Consider the following 24,602-nt stretch of genomic DNA (forward strand, 5'->3'; position numbering starts at 1 on the left):
CGGCGCGGCGTTCCGGTTCATCGGTTCCCCGGATCCGGTGGCACGATGGGGGGCATGGCGGCTCCACAGGTTGCACCGGTCGAGACGCCGGACACCGACGAGGTGCCGGCGTCCGACCGGCCCTGGGTGACCATCGTCTGGGACGATCCGGTCAACCTCATGACGTACGTGACCTGGGTGTTCCAGAAGCTCTTCGGATACAGCCGGGAGAAGGCCGAGCAGCTCATGCTGGATGTGCACCACAAGGGCAAGGCGGTGGTCTCCAGCGGGGCCCGGGAGCGGATGGAGCACGACGCGTCGCAGTTGCACGCGTACGGGCTCTGGGCGACGGTGGACCGCTCGTGAGCGCGAGGAGTGAGCCGGGGTTGCGAGCCCCGCAGTCGCGAACAGGGAAGACGCCGTGAGCATGTTCCGTCGCTACGGCGACCGCTACGTGGCCACTTTCGCGGTGGACGAGGTGCGGGTGCTGCGCAAGGTGGCCTCCGAGGTGGTCGGCCTGCTCACCGACGGCTTCGACCACGGCGACCCGGTGGTCGGCCGGCTCTTCCCCGAGGTCTATCCGGAGGACGCGGCGAGCGCCGCCGAGTTCCGCCGCTACACCGAGGGCGACCTCAAGACCGCCAAGATCGATCAGGCCGGCGCGATTCTCGCCGCGTTGCCCGACGGCGAGGTCGGCGGCGAGGTGCGGCTCGACGCGGAGGCCGCCGAGGCGTGGCTGCGCGCGCTCAACGACGCCCGGCTGGCGATGGGCGTCCGGCTGGAGATCAAGGACGGCACCGACCTGGGCGAGGAGCTCGACGACGCGGTGGCCGAGGACCCCACCTCGTCGCGGGTGTTCCAACTATCGGTCTACGCGTATCTCGGATATCTGCAGGAGTCCCTGCTCAACGCCTTGATCGACTGACCCGTGACGGTCGCCACCTCGCCACCGGAGAACCCCGGGCGCTAGGCTGGTCGGCGTGCTGAGCATCGACCGGTCGATCATCGACGCGATCGTCGCCCACGCGCGCCGGGACCACCCGGACGAGGCGTGCGGCGTGGTCGCCGGTCCCGCCGGCAGCGACACCCCGATCCGGCACATCCCGATGGAGAACGCCGCCCGCTCCATGACGTTCTACGAGTTCGACTCGATGGAACACCTGCGGGTCTGGCGGGAGATGGACGACCGCGACGAGGAGCCGGTCGTCATCTACCACTCGCACACCGCGACGGAGGCCTACCCGTCCCGCACGGACATCTCCTTCGCCGGTGAGCCGGGAGCGCACTACCTGCTCGTCTCGACCCGTGAGCCCGACACGGAGGAGATCCGCTCCTTCCGCATCGTCGACGGCGTGGTCACCGAAGAGCCGGTCAAGATCGTGGATGCCGCCGTGGACCCGCACGCCGTCCAGTCCTACATGTTCGGGCAGAGCCCGGCGACGGTCGACTACGAGTGTTCCGACCGCTGATCCCTCCAGCGCCGGCACCTCTTCTTTCTCCCGTCACCTGGCACGACCCGAACAAGGAGCACGAGACATCATGGCCATCGAGGTTCGCATCCCCACCATCCTGCGCAGCTACACCGGCGGCGCGAAGGTCGTCGAGGGCGCCGGCGACACGCTGAGCGACCTGCTCACCGACCTGGACTCCCGGCACGGCGGCCTGAAGGCCCGCCTGGTCACCGACGCCGGCGCGCTGCACCGGTTCGTCAACGTCTACGTCAACGACGAGGACGTCCGCTTCCTCGGCGCGCTCGACGCCAAGCTCAACGACGGTGACAGCGTCACCATCCTGCCGGCCGTGGCCGGTGGCGCGTTCGGCTTCGCGGCGGCAGCCGCGATCGCCCAGCACAGCGCCGCCGCTGCGGCGATCGCGCGGCACGGCGACGTGCGCGAAGCGCGCGTCGCCCGCTGAGGGCGGTCGCCATGGCGCGGTACGAGAGCCTGCTCGACGCGTGCGGCGGCACGCCCCTGATCGGGTTGCCCCGGCTCTCGCCGACGGTGCCCGAGGGTGCGCCGCCGGTGCGACTCTGGGCCAAGCTGGAGGACCGGAACCCGACCGGCAGCATCAAGGACCGGGCGGCCCTGTTCATGGTCCGCGCGGCCGAGTCGGCCGGTCGGCTCCGGCCGGGCGACACCATCCTGGAGCCGACCAGCGGCAACACCGGCATCTCGCTGGCCATGGTGGCGAAGCTGCGTGGCTACCGGCTGGTCTGTGTGATGCCGGAGAACGTCTCCACCGAGCGGGTCCAACTGCTCCGGATGTACGGCGCGGAGATCATCTTCTCGCCGGCGGCCGGCGGCTCGAACCAGGCCGTCGCCACCGCCAAGCAGATCGCCGTCGAGCACCCCGACTGGGTGATGCTCTACCAGTACGGCAACGAGGCGAACGCCCGGGCCCACTACGAGACGACCGGACCGGAGCTGCTGCACGACCTGCCCACGATCACCCATTTCGTGGCCGGGCTGGGCACCACCGGCACGCTGATGGGCACCGGACGCTACCTGCGGGAGAAGGTCGAGGGCATCCAGATCGTCGCGGCCGAGCCGCGCTACGGCGAGCTGGTCTACGGCCTGCGCAACATCGACGAGGGCTACGTCCCCGAGCTCTACGACGCCCAGGTGCTCTCCCGGCGTTTCTCCGTCGGCACCCGGGACGCGGTGCTGCGGACCCGGCAGCTCGTCGAGGTGGAGGGGATCTTCGCCGGCTTCTCGACCGGCGCGATCCTGCATGCGGCCCTCGCGGTGGCGCACGAGTCGGTCAAGGCCGGCCGCCGCGCCGACGTCGCCTTCGTCATCGCCGACGGCGGCTGGAAGTACCTCTCCACCGGGGCGTACGGCGGCACCCTCGCGGACGCCGAGGACGCCCTCGAGGGACAGCTCTGGGCGTGACGGCTGGGCGGTTCGGGCCGGCCGACGGGACCCCCGGCGGCCGGCCCGACCGCGTTGCCCTGGACCGGACGTGTACGGGTGTCACGTTGGTGACAACTTCCGGTAGATGATTCTTGCCCGACCGGGCCGACGCGTAGGCTGCGCAGCGTGGCGTACGCGTCGGTAAAGATCATCGGCGGAGCGACTTCCGGCGCGTCGACTACGAGGCGTGATATCGAGGCGACCGGATGCGACTGACCGTCCTCGGCTGCGCGGGCAGCTTCCCCGGCCCCGAGTCCCCCTGCTCCGCCTACCTCGTGGAGGCGGAGGGCTTCAAACTCCTGATCGACTTCGGCTCGGGGGCGCTCTCCACTCTGCAGCGGTACGTCGGGCTGCACGCCCCCGACGCCATCCTCCTCACCCACCTGCACTGCGACCACATGCTCGACGCCGTGTCCTACGTGGTGGTGCGCCGGTACGCCCCGGACGGCCCGTACCCGGCCCTGCCGGTGTACGCGCCCTCCGGCGCGCCGGACCGGATCGCCGCGGCGTACGGGCAGGAGGACAGCACCGTCGAGGACGTCTACCAGTTCTACGGGCTGCAGCCGGGCACGTTCCCGATCGGCCCGTTCTCGGTGACCGTGGACCGGATGAACCACCCGGTCGAGACGTACGGCGTGCGGCTGGAGCACAGCGGCCGGGTGTTTTGCTACTCGTCGGACACCGCGCCCTGCGACGCGCTGCTGCGCCTGGCCCAGGGCGCCGACCTCTTCCTCTGCGAGGCCAGCTACCTCGACGGCATGGAGAACCCACCGGACCTGCACCTCACCGGCCGGGAAGCCGGCGAGTACGCCACCAAGGCGGGGGTGGGCCGGCTGCTGCTCACCCACCTGGTGGCGGCCTGGGGCAGCGAGTCGCACACGGTGGAGGCGGCGGCGGGCGCGTACACCGGGCCGCTGGACGTGGTGCGGCCCGGCGCCTGCTACGACGTCTGACCACGGCGCGGCCGACCTGTCGGGCACCGGGGGACGGTCTGATCACGGCACCGCATAAGGTGCAGGCATGGCGCGACCTGACGGGCGGCGGCCCGACCAACTCCGACCGGTGACCCTGACCCGCGGCTGGAGCACCCACCCGGAGGGCTCCGTCCTCGTCGAGTTCGGCGCGACCCGGGTGCTCTGCACGGCCAGCGTGACCGAGGGCGTGCCCCGCTGGCGCAAGGGCTCCGGTCTCGGCTGGGTGACCGCCGAGTACGCGATGCTGCCCCGGGCCACGAACACCCGCTCGGACCGGGAGAGCGTGCGGGGGAAGATCGGCGGACGGACCCACGAGATCTCCCGGCTGATCGGCCGCAGCCTGCGCGCCTGCGTCGACCTGAAGGCCCTCGGCGAGAACTCGATCGTGCTCGACTGCGACGTGCTCCAGGCCGACGGTGGCACCCGGACCGCCGCGATCACCGGCGCGTACGTGGCGCTGCACGACGCGGTCACCTGGCTGTCCGGGCGCAAGGCGCTCGCCGGCAAGGTCGAGAAGGTGATGCACCGGTCGGTGGCGGCGGTCAGCGTCGGCATCCTCGCCGGCGAGCCCCGGCTGGACCTCTGCTACGACGAGGACGTCGCGGCGGAGGTGGACATGAACGTGGTCTGCACCGGGACCGGCGACTTCGTCGAGGTGCAGGGGACGGGCGAGGCCGGCGTCTTCGCCCGCGACCAGCTCGACGCCCTGCTCGACCTGGGCGTGATGGGCTGTCTGGAACTGGCCGACGCGCAGCGGAAGGCGCTCACCTCATGAACAAGGTCCTCCTCGCCACCCGGAACCGGAAGAAGCTGGTCGAGCTGCAGCGCATCCTGGACGGCGCGCTCGGCGCCCACCGGATCGCCCTGCTCGGCCTCGACGACGTCGAGGAGTACCCGGAGCTGCCGGAGACCGGCCTCACCTTCGGCGAGAACGCGCTGATCAAGGCGCGCGAGGGCTGCCGGCGCACCGGGCTGCCGACCATCGCCGACGACTCCGGGCTGGCCGTGGACGCGCTCAACGGCATGCCGGGCGTGTTCAGCGCCCGCTGGTCCGGCCGGCACGGCGACGACCGGGCCAACCTCCAGCTGGTGCTGGACCAGGTCGCCGACGTGCCGGACGAGCACCGGGGCGCCGCCTTCGTGTGCACCGTGGCGCTGGTGCTGCCCGGCGGCAAGGAGCACCTGGTCGACGGTCGCCAGTCCGGCCGGCTGCTGCGCGCCCCGCGCGGCGACGGCGGCTTCGGGTACGACCCGATCTTCCTCGGCGACGGCCAGGAGCGGACCAACGCGGAGTTGACCCCGGAGGAGAAGGACGCGGTCAGCCACCGCGGCAAGGCGCTGCGCGAGCTGGCCAAGCTGGTCGCCAAGGTGCTCCCGCCGGCCGCCTGACCGCCGCCTCGTCGCCGGCGTGGTGGTGTCCGGCGCACCCGGACACCACCACGTCGCCGGTTTCGCCAACCAGGGCGGAGTCGGCTCACACCAGCCGGTGTCCACCGTCGACGTGCAGCACCGTCCCGGTGATGAAGCGGTTCTCCGTCACCGCCACGAACGCCCGGGCGATGTCGGCGGGGTCACCCACCCGGCCGCCGGGCAGCCGCTCGGCCATCGCGGCGAGCCGGGCCTGCTTGGCGTCGCCGGCGAAGGTGTTCCAGATCGGGGTGTCCACCCAGCCGGGCGAGACCGCGTTCACCCGGACCGGGGCGAGTTCCAGCGCCAACGCCCGCACGAGCGACTCCAGCGCCCCGTTAGCGGTCGCCACCAGCGAGCCGCCCGGGGCGGGCCGGTAGGCCGCGATGCCCGAGGTGAAGGTCAGCGAACCCGCCGCGGCGATCCGGATGTGCTTGGCCACCAGCCACGGCCCGAGCACCTTGGTGGCGAGGACGGCTCGCGCCGTGTCGAGGTCGAGGTCGCCCAGTGGCCCGTACGCCCCGGTCATGTCAGCGGCGGTGACCACCACGTGGTCCAGTTGTCCGCACTCGGCGGCCAGCTCCCGCACCTGCTCCTCGTCGGTGATGTCGACCGGCCGGGTGCGCAGCCGTCCGGGCATGTCCAGCCGGTGGGCCGCCTGGGCCAGGCGGTCGGCGGAGCGGCCGGCGATGGTCACCTCCGCGTCGCCGCGCAGCAGCAGTTCCGCCAGCGCCAGCCCCATGCCCGAGCCGCCGCCGATGATGAGGATCCGAGATCGTGTCATGCCGCCCAGGTTCCCGGCCCGCCGGACCGGCCGGGAGACCGGGCCGGGACGGGCCCTGACAGGGCCACCCCGGCCGGGTACGGGGCTGGGAGACTCGACGGGTGGTCGATCGTGGCGCCCTCGGCGAGTTCCTGCGCAACCGGCGGGGCCGGATCGGTCCCGCCGAGGTGGGGCTGCCGGCGGGCACCGGTCGCCGGCAGACGCCCGGCCTGCGCCGCGAGGAACTCGCCGCCCTGGCCGGGGTGAGCGTCGACTACTACATCCGGTTGGAACGCGGCCGGGACACCAACCCGGGCCCGGCCGTCCTCGACGCGCTCGCCACGGCGTTGCGCCTCGACGACGACGAGCGGGCCCACCTGCACGCGCTGGCTCGCAACGCGGCCGGTCGACCCGCGCGGCGGCCGCGTCCGGCCGCCAGCCCGCGGCCGGGGCTGCGGCTGCTGCTGGCGGCCGTCCGGCCCACCCCGGCGTACGTGCTGAGCCCAACCAGCGACGTGCTGGCCGCCAACCAGGAGGGGTACCGGCTGCTGGCCGGGGTCGAGCAGTGGCCGGCGCAGCGGCGCAACCTGGTCCGGTACGTCTTCACCCACCCCGCCGCCCGTACCCTCTTCGTGCCGTGGCGGCGGATGGCCGAGGACTGCGTGGCGCACCTGCGCACGGTCGCCGCCGCCGACCCCGACTCACCCGAACTGGCCCGGCTGGTGGCCGAGTTGTCCGGCACCGCCGAGGAGTTCGCCGCGCTGTGGCGGCACTACGACGTACGGGTCAAGAGCGGCGCGCGGCGCACCTTCCAGCACCCGGGAGTGGGCCGGCTGGAGCTGACCTCCGAGATCCTCACCGCCCCGGACGGGCAGCGGTTCGTCGCCTTCCAGCCCGACGCCGGCAGCCCTGACCGGGACGCGGTCGCCCTGCTGGCGCACGCCCCGGCGTACCGCTGAGCCGGCCGGAGCGGGATCCGGTCAGCCGAGCGGGCCGACCTCCCGCTCGATCGTCGCGCGCAGCTCGGGGCCGCGCAGCACGTCGCGCGCCGCCTCCATCAGCGGCGCGAGGAACACGTCCGGTCCCGGCTCGCCGGCCGCCGCACCGAGCGCGGCCAGCGCGGCCCGGCCGGCCGGCGACGGGGTCAGCGGGGCGCGCAGCTGGAGCCCGCGTACGGCGGCCAGCAGCTCCACCGCGAGCAGGCTGGTCAGGTTGTCCAGCACCGTCCGCAGCTTCTTGGTGGCCGCCCAGCCCATCGAGACGTGGTCCTCCTGCATGCCGCTGGTGGGCAGCGAGTCGACCGAGGCCGGGGCGGCCAGTCGCCGGTTCTCGGCGACGATGCCGGCGGCCGTGTACTGGGCGATCATCAGGCCGGAGTTGACCCCGGCGTCGGGGGAGAGGAACGCCGGCAGGTCCCGGGAGCGGGTGACGTCCAGCAGCCGGTCCACCCGCCGCTCGGCGATCGCGCCCACCTCGGCGGCGGCGATGGCCAGGTAGTCGGCGGCGAAGCCGAGCGGCGCCCCGTGGAAGTTGCCGGTCGACTCGACCCGCCCGTCCGGCAGCACCACCGGGTTGTCCACCACGGACAGCAGCTCCCGGCCGGCCACCAGCTCGACGAAGTCGAGGGTGTCCCGGGCCGCGCCGGCCACCTGCGGGGCGCAGCGCATCGAGTACGCGTCCTGCACCGCGTGCGCCACGTCGTCGCGGTGGGAGTCCATCACCGCCGAGTCCTGCAGCAGCCGGTGGATGTTCGCCGCCGACGCCGCCTGGCCGGGGTGCGGCCGGATGGCGTGCAGCTCGGGCAGGAACGGCCGCTCCGAACCGAGCATCGCCTCGATGGCCAGCGCGGCGGTGACGTCGGCCATGGCGAACAGGTGCCGGGCGTCGTGGATCGCCAGCAGCAGCATGCCGAGCATGCCGTCGGTGCCGTTGATCAGCGCCAGCCCTTCCTTGGCGGCCAGCTCGATCGGCGCCAGCCCGACCCGGCGCAGCGCGTCGGCGGCGGGGATCCGGTCGCCGGCCGGGCCGAGCACCCAGCCCTCGCCGAGCAGCACCAGGGCGCAGTGGGCGAGCGGAGCCAGGTCGCCGGAGGCGCCCAGCGAGCCGTGCTCCGGCACCCACGGGGTGACCTCGTGGTTGAGCAGGTCGACCAGGGCCTCGGCGACCAGCGGCCGGACCCCGGAGCGGCCGAGGGCGAGGGAGCGGACCCGCAGCAGCATCATCGCCCGGACCACCTCGCGGGGCATCGGCGCGCCCACACCGGCGGCGTGCGAGCGGATCAGCGCGTGCTGGAGCTCGGCCCGCCGCTCGGGTGCGACGAAGGTGTTGGCGAGCGCCCCGAAGCCGGTGGAGACGCCGTACACCGGGCGGCCCGCCGCCTCGATGCCGTCGACGATGGACCGGCTGGCGGCCATGGCCTCCACGGCGGTGGGGTCGAGGACGACCTTGGCGGTGCCGCGGGCCACGGTGAGCACGTCGGCGGGGGAGATCCCGGTGGGCTGGATGACTACGGTCGACATTGGGGCACTCCGTTGTGCAGGACCTGGCGGATCAGCGGCACCCCCGGCCGGTAGGCCAGGTGCAGGTGGGACGGGGCGTCGAGGATGATCAGGTCGGCCCGCGCGCCCCGCGCGAGCCGGCCCACGTCGGTGCGGCGCAGCGCCGCCGCGCCGCCGGCGGTCGCGGCCCACACGGCCTCCGCCGGGGTCATCCGCATCTCCCGTACGGCGAGGGCGATGCAGAACGGCATCGACGAGGTGTACGACGACCCGGGGTTGCAGTCGGTGGCCAGCGCGACGGTCACCCCCGCGTCGAGCAGCCGCCGGGCGTCCGGGTAGGGCGACCGGGTGGAGAACTCCGCGCCGGGCAGCAGCGTGGCCACCGTCGCCGACCCGGCCAGCGCGTCCACGTCGGCGTCGGAGAGGTGGGTGCAGTGGTCGACGCTGGCCGCACCGAGTTCCACCCCGAGTTGAACCCCCGGCCCGGGGCCGAGCTGGTTGGCGTGCACCCGCACGCCCAGCCCGACGGCCTGCCCGCAGGCGAGGATCGCCCGGGCGTGGTCCACGTCGAAGGCGCCCCGCTCGCAGAACACGTCGATCCAGCGGGCGTACGGGGCGGCGGCGGCCAGCATCGGCCCGCACACCAGGCCCACGTAGTCGTCGGGGCGGTCGGCGTACTCGGCGGGGACCACGTGCGCGCCGAGGAAGGTGGTGTCCTCGGTGAACTCGGCGGCGATCCGCAGCGAGCGGGTCTCGTCGGCGACGGTGAGCCCGTACCCGCTCTTGATCTCGATGGTGGTGGTGCCCTGCCGCATCGCCTCGCCGCGCAGCCGGCCCACGGTGGCCCGCAGCTCGTCGTCGGAGGCGGCGCGGGTCGCGCCGACGGTGGTCCGGATGCCGCCCCCGGTGTACGGCTCGCCGGACATCCGGGCGGCGAACTCGGCGGCCCGGTCCCCGGCGAAGACCAGGTGGGCGTGGCTGTCCACGAAGCCGGGCAGCACCGCCGCGCCATCGGCGTCGATGCGCCGGTCGGCGGCCGGCGCGTACCGGGCCGGTCCGATCCAGGCCACCTCGCCGTCCTCGATGAGCAGCGCGGCATCCCGGCGCAGGCCCAGCGGGTCGCCTTCGGCGCCGGGGGCGTTGGTGACCAGCTCGCCGATGTTGTCCACCAGCAGGCTGCCGCTGCTGCGCACGGTCGGGCGCGCCGGAACGCCCGGCTCACTCCTCGCGCTCACGCGGTCACCGCCGCGATGGCGTCGTGCAGCTCGGCCGGCACGTCGACGGTCAGGTGCCGGCCGTCGGCCACGACCGTCCGCCCGTCGACCACCACGTAGGTGACGTCGGCGGCGGTGGCCGCGAAGAACGCGCCGACCGGCGGCACCCCGGCGGTCCGGGCGCTGTCCAGCCGTACCGTGACCAGGTCGGCCCGGTCGCCCACCGCCAGCCGGCCGGCGTCGCCCCAGCCGAGCGCGGCATGCCCGCCGACGGTCGCGGCGGTGAGCAGTTCGACGGCGGTGAAGTGTCCCCGCTTGCGGGTGCGCAGCCGCTCGTCCAGCTCGACCGCGCGGGCCTCCTCGAACAGGTCGACCACCGCGTGGCTGTCGCTGCCCAGGCTGAGTGGGCTGCCCGCGTCGACCATCCGCCGGGCCGGCCCGATCCCGTCGGCCAGGTCCCGCTCGGTGGTGGGGCAGAGGCACACCCCGGTCCGGCTCTCCCCGAGCAGGCCGAGGTCGGCGCTGGTGGGGTGGGTGGCGTGCACGGCGGTCGTGTGCCGGCCGAGCACCCCGTGCTCGGCCAGCAGCCGGGTGGGGGTGCAGCCGTGCACGGCCCGGCAGGCGTCGTTCTCGGCGGGCTGCTCCGACAGGTGCACGTGCAGTGGCACACCGGCGCGGTCGGCCAGGTTGGCGACGGTGGCGAGCTGCTCCGCCGGCACGGCGCGGACCGAGTGGATGGCCGCGCCGACGCGGGCGTGGTCGTCCTCCGGACGGAACGCGGCCACCCGGTCCGCCCAGCGCAGCGCGTCCCCGTCGCCGAACCGGCGCTGCGGCCCGGTCAGCGGCTCCCCGGCCACGCCCGCGGTCAGATACGCGGCGTCCAGCAGGGTGAGCCGGATCCCGGCGTGCGCGGCGGCCTCGACCAGCGCCGCCGACATCGCGTTCGGGTCGTCGTACGGCGTCCCGTCCGGCCCGTGGTGCAGGTAGTGGAACTCGCCCACGCAGGTGATCCCGGCGAGCGCCATCTCGGCGTACGCGGCCCGGGCTAGGGCCAGGTACGAGTCGGGGTCGAGCCGGGCCGCGACCGTGTACATCACGTCCCGCCAGCTCCAGAAGTCGCCCCGCCCGCCGTGGGTCCGCCCGCGCAGCGCCCGGTGGAAGGCGTGCGAGTGGGCGTTGGCCAGCCCCGGCAGGGTGAGCCCGGGCAGCCGGACCGCGTCCCGGAGCACCTCGACCCCGGCGCTCGGCGCACCCCCGCCGCCCACCAGCGGCGTCACGGCGGTGATCCGGCCGCCCTCGGCCTCGATCAGCACGTCCGGCGTGGGCTCGGCGTGCTCGGGCAGCCAGGCGTACTCGGCCAGCCAGCGGGTCAGCGGCATGCCAGCTCCTCCAGTACCCGGGCCAGGGCGGTCACCCCGGCGGCGCAGTCGGCGTCGGTGGCGGACTCGGCCGGGGAGTGCGACACCCCGGTCGGGTTCCGGACGAACAGCATCGCGGTGGGCAGGTGCGCGGCCAGGACCCCGGCGTCGTGTCCCGCCCCGGTGGGCAGCACCGGCGCGGCCAGCAGCGTCGCCAGCCGGTCGGCCAGCCCGCCGTCGAACGCGACGAGCGGGGTGGCCGACTCCTCGGTGCAGGTCAGCTCGGTGCCGTCCCGCCGGGCCCGCTCGGCCGCCTTGGCCTGCACGGCCTCCACCAGGCCGTGCAGCGTCTCCGGCTCGGCCGCCCGGGCGTCCAGCCAGCCGGTCACCCGGGCCGGGATGGCGTTGGTGGCGTTCGGCTCCACCGCCACCCGGCCGACGGTGGCGTGGGCGTCGCGCAGCCGGGCCTCCTTGTTCGCCGCGAGCACGGTGAACGCGTAGGTGAGCATCGGGTCGCGGCGGTCGGCCATCCGGGTCGTACCGGCGTGGTTGCCCTCGCCGTGGAAGTCGAACCGCCAGCGGCCGTGCGGCCAGATCGCGCTGGCCACCGCGACCGGTGCGTCGAGGTCGACCAGCGCCCGGCCCTGCTCGACGTGCAGCTCGACGAAGGCCGCGAAGCGGCCGAGCAGCGCGGGGTCGGCGCCCGCCGGCCGGTCGCCCAGCGCCTCGGCGAAGCTCACCCCGGCCGCGTCGCGCAGCCCGGCCGCACGGTCCACCGCGATCTCCCCGGTGAGCAGCCGCGACCCCAGGCACGGTACGCCGAACCGGGCCCCCTCCTCCTCGACGAACGCGGCCACCGCCACCGGCCGCACCGGGGTCACCCCGGCCGCCCGCAGCTCGTCCACGGCGAGGAACGCGCTGACGATGCCGAGCGGTCCGTCGTACGCCCCGCCGTGCGGCACCGAGTCGAAGTGGCTGCCGGTCAGCACCGCGCCGCCGGCCGCCGGGTCGCCCCACCAGGCGAACAGGTTGCCGTTGCCGTCTTCCCGCACCGGCATGCCCCGGGCGTCGGCCTGCTCCCGGAACCAGGCCCGCAGGGCCAGCTCCGGTTCGGTCAGCGCGTACCGCAGGTAGCCGCCGCTGCCCGCGTCCCGCCCGACCGGCGCGATCTCGTCCCACAGCTTCCGGAACCGGGCGGCCAGGTCGGTCACGCCGGACCCTCGGCCATCGGGACGCGCACGCCGGTCCGCTCGGCGACCTCGCGGGCGGCGTCGTAGCCGGCGTCGACGTGCCGGATGACGCCCATCGCCGGGTCGTTGGTGAGCACCCGCTCGATCTTCTGCCCGGCCAGGGCGCTGCCGTCGGCGACGCAGACCTGCCCGGCGTGGATGGACCGGCCGATGCCCACCCCGCCGCCGTGGTGCAGCGACACCCAGGACGCGCCGCTGGCGGTGTTGACCAGGGCGTTGAGCAGCGGCCAGTCGGCGATCGCGTCGGAGCCGTCGGCCATCGCCTCGGTCTCCCGGTACGGGCTGGCCACGCTGCCGCAGTCCAGGTGGTCCCGGCCGATCACCACCGGCGCGCTCAGCTCACCCGAGGCGACCATCTCGTTGAACCGCACCCCGGCCTTGTCCCGCTCGCCGTAGCCGAGCCAGCAGATCCGGGCCGGCAGGCCCTGGAAGGCGACCCGCTCGCCGGCCATCCGGATCCACCGCGCGAGAGACTCGTTCTCCGGGAACAGGTCGAGGATGGCCCGGTCGGTGGCCGCGATGTCGGCCGGGTCGCCGGAGAGCGCCGCCCACCGGAACGGGCCCTTGCCCTCGCAGAACAGCGGCCGGATGTACGCCGGCACGAAGCCGGGGAAGTCGAAGGCGCGCTCGTACCCGCCGAGCTTCGCCTCGCCGCGGATCGAGTTGCCGTAGTCGAAGACCTCGGCGCCGGCGTCGAGGAAGCCGACCATCGCCTCGACGTGCTTCGCCATCGAGGCCCGGGCCCGGTCGGTGAACTCGGCCGGCTTCGCCGCCGCGTAGTCCCGGGCGTCGGCCAGCTCCACCCCCTCCGGCAGGTACGACAGCGGATCGTGCGCGCTGGTCTGGTCGGTGACGATGTCGATCGCCACCCCCCGGCGCAGCAGCTCGGGGAAGACGGTGGCGGCGTTGCCGACCACGCCGACGCTCAGCGCCCGGCGGTCCCGCTTCGCGGCCAGCGCCCGCTCGACCGCGTCGTCCAGCGAGTCGGCCACCTCGTCTAGGTAGCGGTCGTGCACCCGGCGGTCCAGCCGGCTGCGGTCCACGTCCACGATCAGGCAGGCGCCGCCGTTCATGGTGACCGCGAGGGGCTGGGCGCCACCCATGCCGCCGCATCCGGCGGTGAGGGTTAGCGTCCCGGCGAGGCTGCCGCCGAAGCGCTTCGCGGCGACCGCCGCGAACGTCTCGTACGTGCCCTGCAGGATGCCCTGGGTGCCGATGTAGATCCACGAGCCGGCGGTCATCTGCCCGTACATGGTCAGGCCGAGCTGTTCGAGGCGGCGGAACTCGGGCCAGGTGGCCCAGTCGCCGACCAGGTTGGAGTTGGCCAGCAGCACCCGCGGCGCCCACTCGTGGGTGCGCAGGACGCCGACCGGGCGGCCGGACTGCACCAGCATGGTCTCGTCGTCGCGCAGCTCGGTCAGCGTCCGGACCAGCGCGTGGTACGACGGCCAGTCCCGGGCGGCCTTCCCGGTGCCGCCGTAGACCACCAGGTCCTCGGGGCGCTCGGCCACCTCCGGGTCGAGGTTGTTCATCAGCATCCGCAGCGCGGCCTCCTGCGGCCACCCCTTCGCGGTGCGTGCGGTGCCGCGGGCGGCGCGGACGGGCTGGTGCATCTCGTACTCCTCTCAGCCGAGGAACAACTGGCGGCGGGCGGCGGACGACTCGAACGCCTCGAGCCGGGCCTGGGTCTCGGCCGGGGCGGCGTCGCAGATCGCCTGGAGCACCACCATGGCCACGGTCATCGGGGCGGTGTGCAGGTCGAAGACCAGATCGGTGCCGACGGCGGCGGGAAGCACCACCTCGGCGTGCTCGGTCGCCGGGCTCACCGGCGAGTCGGTGATCGCCACGACGGTCAGCCCGAGGTCCCGGGCCTCGCGCAGCGCGTCGAGGGTCTCCCGCGGGTAGCGGGGCAGCACGAAGGCGAGCAGCGCGCCGGCCCCGGCCGCGGCGGCCTGCTCGAGCCGGTCGACGAGGAGGCTGCCGCCGTCGTCGAGCACCCGCACGTCCGGGTGCACCTTGGCGGCGAAGTAGGCGAAGTAGGCGGCGAGCGGCGCGGCGGCGCGCAATCCGAGCACCGGCAGCGGGCGGCTGGCCGCGAGCAGCTTGCCCACCTCCGCGAGCCGCCTGGCGTCGGCGAGCTCGCCGGCGAGCCGGTCGAGGTTGCCCATCTCGGCACGGACCGCCCGCTGGAGCGGGTTGTCCCCGTCGGCCGACGGAACGCCTCCGCCGGCGCCGAGCTCGCGGAGCCGGCGGCGCAGCGCGGGGTAGCCGTCGTGCCCGAGCGCCATCGCGAACCGGGTGACCGACGGCTGGCTCACCCCGGCCAGCTCGGCCACCTCGGCCGCGGAGAGGTACGCCGCCGCGCCGGCGTGCTGCACCAGGCAGTGCGCGATCCGCCGCTGGGTCGGGGTGAGCCGGACTCCCTGGAAGAGGTCCAGCACAGGATCATTCACGAGCTGACCCTATGCATGAAACCATTCAGAGCACAAGGTGGCTCGTACCGCAGCGGGTCAGGGCCGGGACAGCCTGGGGTAGAGGAAGTCGATGACGGCCGGGCCGAAGGTCGCGTTGAGCGTGGGCGTGTGACCGCCGCCGCGGATGTGCCACAACTCGACGCTGGTGGCGTCGCGGCAGCCGACGGAGTAGATCGTCACGCCGGTCTCCGCGCCGGGCAGCCGGGGTTCCAGGTCCAGCGCCGGAGCCGAGGTGTCGGCCTGCGCCGAGCAGCCGTCGATGTGCCGCCAGGTGGCGAGGCTGGTGTCGACCGACGGGTACGGGTGGCCGCCTCTCGTGCCGCCGTCGAATCTGATCGTCGCGTCGGCGGTGCCATGGATCTCCAGGACGCTGACCGGCCGCTGCGGTGTGCACAGTGTCGTGTCATTGTCGACGGCGCCGGCGAGCGAGACGATCGCGGTGATCCGCGTCGAGCGTTCGCAGGCCATCTGGTAGGCCATGAAGCCGCCGTTGGAGTGGCCGACCAGGTAGACCCGTGCGGTGTCGACCGAGTACACCGACTCCACCGTGTCCAGGAGCCGTTCGAGGTACGCCACGTCGTCCACCCCGCTGCGGTAGTCGTCGCAGCACGCTTCGGTCGCGTTCCAGAACCGCTTGCCCTCCCGGTCGATGGTGCCGTCCGGCATGGCGTAGAGGAAACCGCGGCGGTCGGACTCGGGGGTGAGGTTGAAGTACCGCTCCTGCTGGGCGGCGCTGGACCCGTAGCCGTGCAGCAGCACGACGAGGGGGACCTTCTTGGCGGGGTCGTACCCGGCCGGCACATGCAACTGGAACGGCCGGCCGTCGAGGCTGACCGCACCGGTGGTGCCGGGCGCCACCGGCGGATGCCACGCGGCCACCGGGCCCGGTGAGTCCTTGACACCGCCGGACGACTCGCACCCCGCCAACAGCAGCGGAAGTAAGAATGCGGCGGCCAGCCAGCGTCTCATTCCCACGAGGAGAGATCTTGCCGGGAAACCCCGGCGTCGACCAAGCGGGCGGCCCCCGGACTGCCGCTGGCCGCCGGGTGCCCGCTCGCTACTATCCACACCGTGGCCTCCGGGGAGAGTGGAAAACAGCCAGGCAGTCCGTTCCAGTTGCTCGAGACCCTGGGAACGTGTCAGGTAGGCAAGGTCTGGTCGGCAGTCGACACCGAGGGCCGGGCCGTGACGGTTGCCGTCCTCGACGCGGCCGTCGCCACCGACCAGGCCTGGCGGACGTTCTTCGCCTCCACCGCGAACGCCCTGCGGGGCCGGGACGGCAGGCCGAGCTTCCTCCACGCCGACTTCTCGGCCCCCGAGCCATGGGTCGCCTACGCGGCCGACAGCGGTTCCAGGGCCGAGCAGGTATTCGTCGCCCTCGGCATGGAATACCGTCCGACCTCGTCACCGGCGCAAGCCACCGAATCCGGCGCGCTCGAGCCACCCTGGGCCAAGCTGGCCATCGCGGAGCCGACCCAGGCCCTCCCCGTCTCCAACGCCGGGGCATCCGCCGTGCCGGGGCCGCCGGAGGGCCATTCCCTCAACCCGGTTTCGGCGGGGCCGGTGTCGCCGGCCTCTCCGGTGTCGGTTCCCCCGTCGTCCGCCGCGGACGGGCCGTCACCCTGGTCCGAGCCGTACCAGACCAGCTATCCGCCGCTGCCGCGGCCCGGTGCGCCGGCGCGGCCCCGGCGCAGGGGCCTGTGGGTGGGCGTCGCGGTCGCGGTGGTCGTGGTGCTCGGTGCGGTGGTCGGCATCGTCGCGTGGCGGTCCGCCGGCGGGACACCCGACGCGACCGGACCGAGCGCGTCCCCCTCCGCGACCGTGTCCAGCAGCCCGGAGCCGGTCGCCTTCCCGACGGGCGCGCCGCGCAAGCCGGGTGTTGAGCCGCCGAAGGCCGGTTCCTGGCCGCTCGAGCCGCAGTTCGACGACACCGACCGGGTCAAGGCGGAGAGCCCGGCCGGCTTCGGTTTCACGTTCAAGGTGCCCGAGTCCTGGGCCTGCGACGCCCGTCAGCGCGGTCCCGGCTTCGCCCGGCACGTCTGCGGCATCTCGCGTCCCGGCGTGCCGGAGGTCGGCGGGGAGATCATCGTCCGGAACTGCCCGGCGCCCTGTGGTGACGAGGTGCGGGCCGCGTACCGGCGGGCCGAGGAGGCGTGGGGCCTGCAGTGGACCCAGGTGGGCGACGCCACCTTCGTCGAGACCGCACAGCTCAACGGGAAGCCCCGCTACGGCGTGGTGGTGATCGGTTGGTGGCGGAGCCGCCCCGGGGGCGCGATCGACCGCCAGGTCGTCATCCGCATGACCGCGGCGGGGGCACAGGTCAGTGAGGTCCGCAAGGTGGTCAACGGGATCCGGGCCACGCTGTCCTTCTGACCCCCGATCGGCGGCGATCCCCGGCCCGGCCCCGAGGCGCGTCCGGGGGGCATCGCTGGAGGCCAGCGCGCTGTAATATGCGGTGCCGCGGGCGGCCTGCAGAGCGCCGAACGAGGTGCGGTCCATCGTTACGAACTGGTATGGAAGGGTCGGGGTGAACCCCACAGTGCCGACGCGAACCGCGACGTGGCATCCCACGGTCAGCGTCGTTATCCCGACGGTCGGCAAGCCGGGACTTCGCCGGGCCGTCGAGTCCGTCCTCGCCCAGACGTATCCGGTGACCGAGGTCCACGTGGTGGTCAACTCGGACGACGAGGTGCCCGTTCCGGACGATCCGCGCGTTCGGCTGACCCGCTACGTCGAACGCCGCAACGGAAATGCCGCCCGCATGGCCGGCGTCCGGATGAGCACCGGTGACCTGGTGGCGTTCCTGGATGACGACGACGCCTGGCACCCGGCGAAGATCGAGCGCCAGGTGGGGGACATCGCCCAGGCCGGTCTCGCCGGGTCGTCGACGTGGATCTCGTCCACCCGGGTCACCGTGGACTTCGGCGACACGACCGAGACCTGGCCTCGGGCGCCCTACGACCCCGAGCGGAGCCTGGAGAACAACCTGCTGCGCAGGCACCGGGTCCGACGTGGGCAGGCATTCCTCCCGTCCTCGACGCTGCTCTTCCCGCGGTCGCTTCCGGGCACCGTGCCCCTGGACGAGGAGTTGCGGCTCCACCAGGACCTGACCTGGCTCCTGCAACTCTCCCGGAGCCTGCCCGGGCTGGTGGTCCGGCAACTGGACGACGCCCTGGTGCGGTACGACGCGGCCGGCGCCGGCGTTTCCCGGTCGATCTCGCTGGCCCGCGAGCTCGACTGGGCGCGCGAGTACCTCAGGTCGGCGACCCCTCGGGACCGGGGTGACTACTACCTGGGGTCGGTCATGACGTACGCCCGCCGCGAGGCCGAGATGGGCGCGATGGTGCGGGTCTTCTCGGAGGGGCTGCGGGTCGGGCGACCGGGCGCGCCCGCCGTGGGCTACGCGTGCGGGGCCGTCGCCGCGGGGCTCCTGAAGGCCGTGGCCGCCGGCGTGCGGGAGCCGTGGCGACGCGGCACGGGGGAAGCGACGGGGGCGGAAGTACGCCGGTGGCGACGGTAACGGTGGGGACCGGTTCGTCGAACGCAGCACTCGCCCGTACCGATTGGCCGGTGGCCCTCAGCGCAGCCGTCCCGGTGATCTGCCTCGCCCTGCTGCCCAAGACCTTCGCGGCGGCCGACGCGCCGTGGCACATCGGCGTCGCCATCCCGGTCTTCGCGCCGTCGACCTGGCTGGTCGCACTCGTCGTGGCCCTCGCCGTCGTGCTGGCGACGAGCTGGCGGCGGCCGCCCTGGCTCCCGGTCCTGGTGTTGGCGACCGGCGTCCTGGCCCTGTGCATCGGCATCGGCAGCGTGGTACGCGGCGGCGCCTCCACCCGGGAGCTGGTCGGAGCGGTGCAGTACCTGTCCGCCCCGGTCGCCTACGCGCTGGGATGTCTGCTCGCCACGCGCCGGGCGGCCGGCCCGGCACTCAGACTGGCCTCCGCCGGAGTCATCGTCGCCCAGTTCGGCTGCGCGGCGCTCCAGTGGCTCGGCGTACCGCTCAATCCGATGGGGACCGCGGAGGCGGCCCGCTTCCTCGGCGATCGGACCAACGGAACGCTGAACCACCCGAACAACCTCGCCAAGGCCATCGTGCTGGTTCTCGCCCTCTACTACCTCACGACCGGGCCGGACAGCCGCATCGGCTTCGGCCGGCTTCAGCTTCCCGCGATCGTCGGGCGGTACGGGATTCCCGCCGCCGCGCTCGTCACGACCGCCCTGACGGGTAGCCGGACCGGGCTGCTGGCGGTGCTGATGCTGAATGTGATGGGCGAGGTCATGCAGCGCAGGTCGGCTGCGGTAGCGCACGACACCGGACGCAGCGGCCGCGGACCCCTCATCGGGCTCGTGCTGCTCGGTATCGGCGTGCTCGCGGCGGCACCCGTGTTCGTCGCCCGGATGATCGCCGACCCGTCCGGCGGCGACCGGGGGCAGGTCGTCTCCAGCGCACTGGAGTTCCTGGGCAGCAAACCCTGGTGGGGCATCGGCCCCAACAACTACGTGGAGGTCGTCGGCAGGACGGATCCGCTCGTGGCGAACGGGCTGCCCGTGCACAACGGCTTCCTGTTCGCCGCCGTCGAACTGGGCGTACCGGGCGCACTGCTCCTGTTCGCGCCGGTCTTCGCGCTGGCCGTGCTGTGCGTGCGCAGGGGCGTCCTGCGGCCGCCCCTCCGGTCGGCGTTCTGCCTCACCTTCACCGTGGCCTACCTCGGGATGGCGGCCACCACGTACGGCGTCGTGGCCGAGTCCATGCTGCCGTTGTGGTTCCTCGTCGTCGGAGTGGGCACCGTGGGGCTGATGACCGACTCGGGAGACGCGGACCAGCAACCCGAAGAACGCCGAGGCGCGGAGCCGGGAGCCATCCGGGCCCGGGCGGGTTCGAGCCTGCGCGGGGTGGTGGGCGGAGCCTCGGCCCTGGCCGCCTCCCGCATCGCCGGCAGCGGGCTGCAGGCCGTCGTGATGGTGCTGCTGGCACGGCACGTGGACCCGCGAGCCTTCGGCGCCTTCGGCGGCTACTTCGGCGCGGTGGCCTTCCTGACCATCGTGGCGGACGCGGGCGTCTCGACCGCCCTCCTGCGGTGGCGGGCACTCGGGCACGACACCGCCGTCCGCGCGGGCCTTCGCCTGAACGTCCTCACCACGGTGGGTGGCCTGGTCATCGCCGCGGCGATCGGGGTGGGCCTCACCGCGGGCACCATGGCGGCGTGGATCGCGGTGCTCCTCGCGGTCGGCTGGATGGTGGACAAGAACGTCGAGACGGTGTTGACGCTGGCGATCGCCGACGGCCGCATGGGGCAGGCGGTCGTGTCGATCCTGGGCCGGAAGGCCGTTCAGGTCGCGATCTTCGTGACCGCCGTCGCACTCGGCGGGGGGCCCTTCGCGTCGCTCGCGTACGGCCTGGTGGTCGCGTCGGTGCTGGGGCAGATCCACGTGCGTTTCGCGGTGCGGGTCGCCGGCCGGGCCGCCGGCGCCGACGTGTGGCGAGCGGTGCTGGACTCGCGGGCGTACCTGGTCAGCAACCTGTCGTCACAGGCGCGGGTCCTGGACGCGACGGTCGTCTCCCTCGTCGCGCCGGGGGCCGGCGCCGGCCTGTACGCCGCCGCGTCGCGCATCTTCTCCCCGTTCGTCTCGATCCCGTCCGCCCTCAGCACGGTGCTGGTGCCGCATTCGGCGACCGCGCGGGACGGTGAGGCGCGGCGGCTCTTCTGGCGGATGAACCTCGTCGTGGTGGTCGTGGTCGGCGCGATCAGCGCCGCCGGCATGGTCGCCGCGCCGTGGTTGGCGGGGGCGTTGTTCGGGGACGGCTATTCCGGAGCCGGCGTCGTGATCGCCGTGATGCTCGCCGGCGTGCCGTCGTTCTGCGCGAGTTCGCCCTGTGGTGCCGTGCTGCAAGGGGTGGGCCGGGGCGCGCTGGTGGCGAAGGTCGGAGTGGTGAGTGCCGCCGTGCTGCTCGTCTCGGTGGCCGCCGGCGCGGTGCTGTTCGGTGCGGTCGGCGCAGCCGCGGCGGTCTCCCTGACCTACTTCCTCAAGCACGCGTCGCTGTTGGTGGCGGGAAACGCCGTGTTGCGGAGCGGCCCGGAGGTTCCGGTCGTGCCGAACGCGGCCTCGCCCTCGACTTCGGCGGCGTGACCGATGACCATCCCGGATCGCGAGCGGACCTTGAAGACGACAGCCATCGTAGTGTCCTACAACTCCGCGCGGGACCTGCCCATGAGCCTGGGCAGCCTGCGTGAGCTGCCCATCGCCGACATCGTGGTGGTGGACAACTCGTCGTCCGACGACAGCGTCCAGGTGGCGGCGCGGTACACCCCGCACATCATCCGCTCGGCGAATGTGGGGTTCGGCAAGGCGATCAACGCGGCGGCGGCGGAGTTCCCCGACGCGGACGCCTACCTGTTGCTGAACCCGGACGCCGCCCTTGAGCCCGACTCGTACGCGGAACTCTCGCGGGCGCTCACCGGCGACGCGAAGATCGGCGTCGTCGCGCCGCAGATGCGCTACGCGGACGGCGAGCCCGGCATCTCGGCAGGCCCGGATGTGAGCCTGCTCAAGGAATGGCTCGCCGCGTTGCGCGTCGATCACCTGGTTCCCGGCCGCGTCAAGCGGGCACTCGCCGGGTCCCGGCTGCTCCGCAGCCGGATCCCCATGCTGGACTACCTCGACCAGGGGGGGCCGGCGGCGGCCGCCGACGTCGCCTGGGTGTCCGGGTTCTGCATGCTGGTACGGGCCGACGCCTTCCGCGACGTCAACGGGTTCGACCCGTCCTTCTTCCTCTACTTCGAGGACGTCGACTTCTGCAAGCGGCTGCGCGGTGCCGGCTGGCGCGTCGTCTCGGTCGGCACCGCCTGGGCCGCGCACCGGGAGAGCACGAGCACCGGCGCGGTCGGCAAGAACCGGCTGTACCGCTCAGGATTGGTCAGCTACACGGACAAGTACGGCACGGCGGTGGACCGGTTCCTCGCCCGTGCGCTGAGGAGACTCCCGCTATGAAGGTCCTGTTCGTCGCACCCTGGATTCCCTCGAAGATCCGCCCGCGCAGCCTGGCCCTGCTCGAACTGCTCGCCAAGGACCACCAGGTCCGTTTCCTCGGCCTGACCAGTTCGGACGAGGAGGTGCGGCAGGCCCGGGAACTGCCCGTGGAGTCCACGACACTGGTGCCGCGGAACCGGATCCCGTCGATGGTCCGCTGCGCGGCGGCGCTGCCGACCGGCACCTCGCTCCAGCAGGCCTACGCCGACGTGCCCCAGCTCTCCACCGCGCTCGCCGGTGAACTGCGCCAGTGGCAGCCCGACGTGGTGCATCTCAACGTCTTTCGTACCGTGCACCTGGTGGAACGGTGCGCGCCGGTGCCGGTGATCGTCGATCTCGACGAGTTCCGCAGCGAGTACTACCACCAGCTCGCCCGGACCGCGGGCCCGAAGTGGAAGCTGGTGGGCAGGATCGAGGCCCCCCGCATGCAGGCGCGGGAGGACGCGCTGGTGGCGAACGGCGTGCCGCTGATGGTGTCGGCGCCGTTCGGGCCGGGCGAGGAGCGCCCGAACACCTACGTCGTGCGGAGCCCGTACGACCACCCGGAGGACGGGACCCCGCGGGCGACGGAGCCGCGGGTGCTGTTCGTCGGGCGGTTGACCTACGAGGCCAACGTCGACGGGCTGCTGTGGTTCCTCAAGAACTGCTGGCCGGAGGTGCGGAAGCTGGTGCCGGGCGCGGTGCTCGACATCGTCGGGACCGACCCGCCCGCCTCGGTACAGGCCTTCCGCGGCAGCGACGTGGAGATCCACGCCAACGTTCCCGACGTCGCGCCCTACTACCCCCGGGCCTCGGCGGCCATCGTTCCGGTCTGGCGCGGCACGGGTGTGCAGATGAAGCTGATCCAGGCCCTGGCGGCGGGGGTGCCCACGGTGACCACGCCGGAGGTTGCCCGCAGAGCGGGGGTACGGCACGATCACGAAGTCGTGGTGGGAGCGGACGCGCGAAGCTGGGCGAGCGAGTTGAGCGGTCTGCTCACCGACCCGGCCAGAGGCCAACGGCTCGCTGCCGCCGGCAAGCGGTGGGCGTTGGATTTCCACAGCTCGAACGCCGTGCGTGACCAGCTCGCCGCGGCGTACGCAGCCGTGTGGCCGCGTCCCGGCCAGTCGCGCCACTGAACTGTCGCGCCGTATCCTCAGCGCTCGTCCGACCGGCGGGCAGCTCGACCCAGTGGAGAGAGACCATGGAGTCTTCCGGTGCCATCCGGCGCGGCGGCCACGACCGGCTTGTCGTGGTCGACGGACTGCGCCTGATCTCCGCCCTGATGGTGGTCCTGTACCACCTGCTGAACGGAGTGGGCGTCCGTGACCGCGCCTGGGCGGCGTCGACCCACCAGCTCTTCCCCGGGCTCGCCGAGGTGGCGGCGTACGGCTGGCTCGGCGTCGAGATGTTCTTCCTCATCAGCGGCTTCGTCATCTGCATGAGCAGCTGGGGCCGCACCGTCGGGGAGTTCGCGGTCGCCCGCGTGGTGCGGCTCTACCCCGCGTACTGGTTCGCGGTCGTGGTCACCACCGGGGTCCTCGCCCTGTTCCCGGTCTTCGCCACGCACCGGGACTGGACCCACGTCCTGGTCAACATGACCATGCTGCAGTCGCTCATGGGTGTCCCCGACGTCGAGCAGGCCTACTGGACGCTCCCCGTGGAACTGCTGTTCTACGTGCTGTTCGCCCTCGTGGTGATGGCGCGCGGGGTGACCTACCGGCGGGTGGTGGCGTTCTGTGCGCTGTGGACGCTGGGGACGCTGTTCGCCCCGCTGGTCAACAACACCGCGGTCTTCATCTTCCTCGGCCGCGACTACGCCCAGTACTTCATCGCCGGAATCGCCTTCTACCTGATGTACCGGTTCGGGGCGAACGCGATGCTCTGGGCCATCGTCGGCTGCTCGTGGATCATCGCCGTCTCCCGCCTGTGGCGTGAGATCGACACGTACACCACGAGCCGGTTCCTGCCCGCGGCCGCCTGCGTGACGGTCTTCTTCGTCATCATGGCGCTGGTCGCGAACGGGATGACCGACCGCATCCGGTGGCGGTGGCTCACCACCGCCGGCGCGCTCACCTATCCGCTGTACCTGCTGCACGAGCAGATCGGCCTGACCGTCATCACCGCGGCCCGGCCGTACCTCCCGGCGTGGGTGTTGCTGGGGGCGACGGTCGTCGGGCTGCTGCTGCTCGCGTACCTCGTGCACCGGCTGGTCGAGCGCCCGGCCGCGAAGCGGCTGCGGCGCGCCCTCCTCCGTTCGCTGGACAGCGTCCGCGCGGCCGACGCACCGCCCGCCGTGCCCGCCGCCCGCACGCCCGCGCCGCGCGCGCCGGCGGACGAGCCGGGTGACGACGGGGTCATCGACCACCGCCTTCCGCGACCGTCCGCGGCCCACCTCTGAAATTCAACGGGCTGGTGCCGGCGGTCAACCGCCGGTGGTGAACGACCGGCAGGTCTGGTAGTCCGGTAGCAGTCCCGCCTCGCGTGCCTCGGCGAGGGTGGGTGCGGCGGTGTCGCGGGCGGACAGCAGTGGCGACTCGGTCGGCCAGTCGATTGCCAGTTGCGGGTCGAGTGGGTGCAGGGTGTGTTCGGCGCTCGGGTTGTAGGTGGTGGTGCAGAGGTAGTTGAGGGTGGCGTTGTCGGTGAGGGCGCAGAAGCCGTGGCCGAGGCCTTCGCTGAGGTAGACGGCGCGGCGGTCGGTGTCGTCGAGGCGGATGGCTTCCCATTGGCCGAAGGTTGGTGAGCCGGTGCGGATGTCGACGATG

At 73.3% G+C, this 24,602-nt stretch carries 24 protein-coding genes; 15 read left to right on the forward strand and 9 right to left on the reverse strand.

Translation table 11 applies throughout. The features are described 5' to 3' along the window. Positions 1 to 54 precede the first annotated feature (54 nt). The 8 genes from clpS (at position 55) to rdgB (ending at position 5,254) form a co-directional block, all read left to right on the forward strand. A complete protein-coding gene (gene clpS / locus EFE23_RS11895; protein WP_111242404.1) occupies positions 55 to 345 on the forward strand; it encodes an ATP-dependent Clp protease adapter ClpS in 291 nt (96 codons plus the stop codon). Positions 346 to 406: 61 nt separating this feature from the next. Further along, complete coding sequence (locus EFE23_RS11900) at positions 407 to 904, forward strand: DUF2017 domain-containing protein (RefSeq protein WP_199737027.1); 498 nt, start codon at positions 407 to 409, stop codon at positions 902 to 904. Between the two features lie 55 nt (positions 905 to 959). After that, the gene (locus tag EFE23_RS11905; RefSeq protein ID WP_123240959.1) at positions 960 to 1,448 is read left to right on the forward strand and encodes a M67 family metallopeptidase; all 489 of its coding nucleotides are present in this window, start codon (positions 960 to 962) and stop codon (positions 1,446 to 1,448) included. Between the two features lie 70 nt (positions 1,449 to 1,518). Next, the gene (locus EFE23_RS11910; RefSeq protein ID WP_123240960.1) at positions 1,519 to 1,893 is read left to right on the forward strand and encodes a MoaD family protein; all 375 of its coding nucleotides are present in this window, start codon (positions 1,519 to 1,521) and stop codon (positions 1,891 to 1,893) included. A gap of 11 nt (positions 1,894 to 1,904) precedes the next feature. After that, positions 1,905 to 2,870 carry a PLP-dependent cysteine synthase family protein gene (locus EFE23_RS11915; RefSeq protein ID WP_123240961.1) on the forward strand — a complete coding sequence of 322 codons (966 nt, stop codon included), beginning with the start codon at positions 1,905 to 1,907 and terminating at the stop codon, positions 2,868 to 2,870. A gap of 227 nt (positions 2,871 to 3,097) precedes the next feature. Beyond that, the gene (locus EFE23_RS11920; protein ID WP_123240962.1) at positions 3,098 to 3,844 is read left to right on the forward strand and encodes an MBL fold metallo-hydrolase; all 747 of its coding nucleotides are present in this window, start codon (positions 3,098 to 3,100) and stop codon (positions 3,842 to 3,844) included. 67 nt (positions 3,845 to 3,911) lie between these two features. Next, complete coding sequence (rph, locus tag EFE23_RS11925) at positions 3,912 to 4,640, forward strand: ribonuclease PH (protein WP_123240963.1); 729 nt, start codon at positions 3,912 to 3,914, stop codon at positions 4,638 to 4,640. Then, positions 4,637 to 5,254, forward strand: a complete 618-nt coding sequence (rdgB, locus tag EFE23_RS11930) for an RdgB/HAM1 family non-canonical purine NTP pyrophosphatase (RefSeq protein WP_123240964.1) — start codon at positions 4,637 to 4,639, stop codon at positions 5,252 to 5,254. The genes rph and rdgB overlap by 4 nt, the downstream gene beginning before the upstream one ends. A gap of 85 nt (positions 5,255 to 5,339) precedes the next feature. Here the strand turns inward: rdgB and EFE23_RS11935 are convergent, their stop codons facing one another. Continuing rightward, the gene (locus tag EFE23_RS11935) at positions 5,340 to 6,056 is read right to left on the reverse strand and encodes an SDR family oxidoreductase (RefSeq protein WP_123240965.1); all 717 of its coding nucleotides are present in this window, start codon (positions 6,054 to 6,056) and stop codon (positions 5,340 to 5,342) included. A gap of 101 nt (positions 6,057 to 6,157) precedes the next feature. Between EFE23_RS11935 and EFE23_RS11940 the strand changes: the two genes are divergently transcribed. After that, the gene (locus EFE23_RS11940) at positions 6,158 to 6,994 is read left to right on the forward strand and encodes a helix-turn-helix domain-containing protein (RefSeq protein ID WP_123240966.1); all 837 of its coding nucleotides are present in this window, start codon (positions 6,158 to 6,160) and stop codon (positions 6,992 to 6,994) included. A gap of 21 nt (positions 6,995 to 7,015) precedes the next feature. On the opposite strand, the gene hutH is transcribed toward EFE23_RS11940, so the two are convergent. From hutH to EFE23_RS11975, 7 genes are read right to left on the reverse strand one after another with little or no spacing between them, the layout of a single operon-like run. Further along, positions 7,016 to 8,554: a histidine ammonia-lyase gene (gene hutH, locus EFE23_RS11945; RefSeq protein WP_123240967.1), complete on the reverse strand. Its 1,539-nt coding sequence runs from the start codon at positions 8,552 to 8,554 to the stop codon at positions 7,016 to 7,018. Beyond that, entirely contained in the window at positions 8,542 to 9,726 is a 1,185-nt protein-coding gene (hutI, locus tag EFE23_RS11950; RefSeq protein WP_123240968.1) for an imidazolonepropionase, read from the reverse strand. Before hutI ends, hutH begins: the two co-directional genes overlap by 13 nt. Positions 9,727 to 9,764: 38 nt before the next feature. Then, a complete protein-coding gene (locus EFE23_RS11955; RefSeq protein WP_123240984.1) occupies positions 9,765 to 11,120 on the reverse strand; it encodes a formimidoylglutamate deiminase in 1,356 nt (451 codons plus the stop codon). Beyond that, entirely contained in the window at positions 11,117 to 12,316 is a 1,200-nt protein-coding gene (locus EFE23_RS11960) for an allantoate amidohydrolase (RefSeq protein ID WP_123240969.1), read from the reverse strand. Before EFE23_RS11960 ends, EFE23_RS11955 begins: the two co-directional genes overlap by 4 nt. After that, on the reverse strand, positions 12,313 to 13,968 hold the full coding sequence (gene hutU / locus EFE23_RS11965; RefSeq protein WP_123240970.1) for a urocanate hydratase: 1,656 nt from the start codon (positions 13,966 to 13,968) through the stop codon (positions 12,313 to 12,315). The genes EFE23_RS11960 and hutU overlap by 4 nt, the downstream gene beginning before the upstream one ends. A gap of 12 nt (positions 13,969 to 13,980) precedes the next feature. Continuing rightward, positions 13,981 to 14,808 carry a MurR/RpiR family transcriptional regulator gene (locus EFE23_RS11970; protein WP_123240971.1) on the reverse strand — a complete coding sequence of 276 codons (828 nt, stop codon included), beginning with the start codon at positions 14,806 to 14,808 and terminating at the stop codon, positions 13,981 to 13,983. 57 nt (positions 14,809 to 14,865) lie between these two features. Next, positions 14,866 to 15,708, reverse strand: coding sequence for a CE1 family esterase (locus EFE23_RS11975; protein ID WP_158675848.1), 843 nt, complete (start codon positions 15,706 to 15,708; stop codon positions 14,866 to 14,868). Between the two features lie 306 nt (positions 15,709 to 16,014). Here EFE23_RS11975 and EFE23_RS11980 point away from each other — a divergent pair, with 306 nt between their 5' ends. The 6 genes from EFE23_RS11980 (at position 16,015) to EFE23_RS12005 (ending at position 24,238) form a co-directional block, all read left to right on the forward strand. Continuing rightward, on the forward strand, positions 16,015 to 17,202 hold the full coding sequence (locus EFE23_RS11980) for a hypothetical protein (protein ID WP_123240973.1): 1,188 nt from the start codon (positions 16,015 to 16,017) through the stop codon (positions 17,200 to 17,202). Between the two features lie 166 nt (positions 17,203 to 17,368). Further along, positions 17,369 to 18,349: a glycosyltransferase family 2 protein gene (locus EFE23_RS11985; protein ID WP_158675849.1), complete on the forward strand. Its 981-nt coding sequence runs from the start codon at positions 17,369 to 17,371 to the stop codon at positions 18,347 to 18,349. A gap of 50 nt (positions 18,350 to 18,399) precedes the next feature. Continuing rightward, positions 18,400 to 20,958, forward strand: a complete 2,559-nt coding sequence (locus EFE23_RS11990; RefSeq protein WP_123240975.1) for an O-antigen ligase family protein — start codon at positions 18,400 to 18,402, stop codon at positions 20,956 to 20,958. Positions 20,959 to 20,961: 3 nt separating this feature from the next. After that, on the forward strand, positions 20,962 to 21,819 hold the full coding sequence (locus EFE23_RS11995) for a glycosyltransferase family 2 protein (RefSeq protein ID WP_123240976.1): 858 nt from the start codon (positions 20,962 to 20,964) through the stop codon (positions 21,817 to 21,819). Next, entirely contained in the window at positions 21,816 to 22,976 is a 1,161-nt protein-coding gene (locus tag EFE23_RS12000; protein WP_158675850.1) for a glycosyltransferase, read from the forward strand. The genes EFE23_RS11995 and EFE23_RS12000 overlap by 4 nt, the downstream gene beginning before the upstream one ends. Positions 22,977 to 23,041: 65 nt before the next feature. Further along, positions 23,042 to 24,238 (forward strand): acyltransferase family protein, encoded by a 1,197-nt coding sequence (locus tag EFE23_RS12005; protein ID WP_123240978.1) that lies wholly within the window; start codon positions 23,042 to 23,044, stop codon positions 24,236 to 24,238. A gap of 24 nt (positions 24,239 to 24,262) precedes the next feature. Here the strand turns inward: EFE23_RS12005 and EFE23_RS12010 are convergent. Beyond that, positions 24,263 to 24,602: dTDP-4-dehydrorhamnose 3,5-epimerase family protein (locus tag EFE23_RS12010; RefSeq protein WP_148058437.1), on the reverse strand; the 340-nt coding region annotated here is incomplete at its 5' end.

It is taken from the genome of Micromonospora solifontis, assembly GCF_003725545.1.
GTDB lineage: Bacteria > Actinomycetota > Actinomycetes > Mycobacteriales > Micromonosporaceae > Micromonospora > Micromonospora solifontis.

Coding starts and splice junctions, on each gene's coding strand:
- clpS (WP_111242404.1), top strand. CDS start 55: ATGGCGGCTCCACAGGTTGCACCGGTCGAGACGCCGGACACCGACGAG.
- EFE23_RS11900 (WP_199737027.1), top strand. CDS start 407: ATGTTCCGTCGCTACGGCGACCGCTACGTGGCCACTTTCGCGGTGGAC.
- EFE23_RS11910 (WP_123240960.1), top strand. CDS start 1,519: ATGGCCATCGAGGTTCGCATCCCCACCATCCTGCGCAGCTACACCGGC.
- EFE23_RS11915 (WP_123240961.1), top strand. CDS start 1,905: ATGGCGCGGTACGAGAGCCTGCTCGACGCGTGCGGCGGCACGCCCCTG.
- EFE23_RS11920 (WP_123240962.1), top strand. CDS start 3,098: ATGCGACTGACCGTCCTCGGCTGCGCGGGCAGCTTCCCCGGCCCCGAG.
- rph (WP_123240963.1), top strand. CDS start 3,912: ATGGCGCGACCTGACGGGCGGCGGCCCGACCAACTCCGACCGGTGACC.
- rdgB (WP_123240964.1), top strand. CDS start 4,637: ATGAACAAGGTCCTCCTCGCCACCCGGAACCGGAAGAAGCTGGTCGAG.
- EFE23_RS11935 (WP_123240965.1), bottom strand. CDS start 6,056: ATGACACGATCTCGGATCCTCATCATCGGCGGCGGCTCGGGCATGGGG.
- hutH (WP_123240967.1), bottom strand. CDS start 8,554: ATGTCGACCGTAGTCATCCAGCCCACCGGGATCTCCCCCGCCGACGTG.
- hutU (WP_123240970.1), bottom strand. CDS start 13,968: ATGCACCAGCCCGTCCGCGCCGCCCGCGGCACCGCACGCACCGCGAAG.
- EFE23_RS11995 (WP_123240976.1), top strand. CDS start 20,962: ATGACCATCCCGGATCGCGAGCGGACCTTGAAGACGACAGCCATCGTA.
- EFE23_RS12000 (WP_158675850.1), top strand. CDS start 21,816: ATGAAGGTCCTGTTCGTCGCACCCTGGATTCCCTCGAAGATCCGCCCG.
- EFE23_RS12005 (WP_123240978.1), top strand. CDS start 23,042: ATGGAGTCTTCCGGTGCCATCCGGCGCGGCGGCCACGACCGGCTTGTC.